General features: G+C 53.5%; 1 pseudogene. It reads left to right on the plus strand.

From position 1 onward, the window contains the following. Positions 1 to 405 (plus strand): annotated as a pseudogene (locus tag JWG43_RS18635) (3-octaprenyl-4-hydroxybenzoate decarboxylase); the annotation flags it as partial. Positions 406 to 428 lie beyond the last annotated feature (23 nt).

The following is a 428-nucleotide window of genomic DNA, read 5'->3' on the forward strand; positions in this document are numbered from 1 at the left end:
CGCCTGGCCGTCGTGACGATGAAAAAGCAGTATGCCGGACACGCCAAGCGCGTAATGATGGGCGTGTGGTCATTCCTGCGCCAGTTTATGTACACCAAATTTGTGATTGTCTGCGATGACGACGTTAACGCCCGTGACTGGAACGACGTTATCTGGGCCATCACCACGCGTATGGACCCGGCCCGTGATACGGTGCTGGTCGAAAATACGCCGATTGATTATCTGGACTTCGCCTCACCGGTTTCCGGTTTAGGTTCGAAAATGGGGCTGGATGCCACGAATAAATGGCCCGGTGAAACCCAACGCGAGTGGGGACGTCCGATTAAAAAAGATCCTGAAGTGACGGCGAGAATTGACGCTATCTGGGATGAACTGGCTATCTTTAATGACGGCAAAAGCGCCTGACGCGGGCCGTTAGACATTAAGAC

The sequence above is a fragment of the Desulfobulbus alkaliphilus genome (assembly GCF_016918545.1).
GTDB classification, from domain to species: Bacteria; Desulfobacterota; Desulfobulbia; order Desulfobulbales; family Desulfobulbaceae; genus Desulfobulbus; species Desulfobulbus alkaliphilus.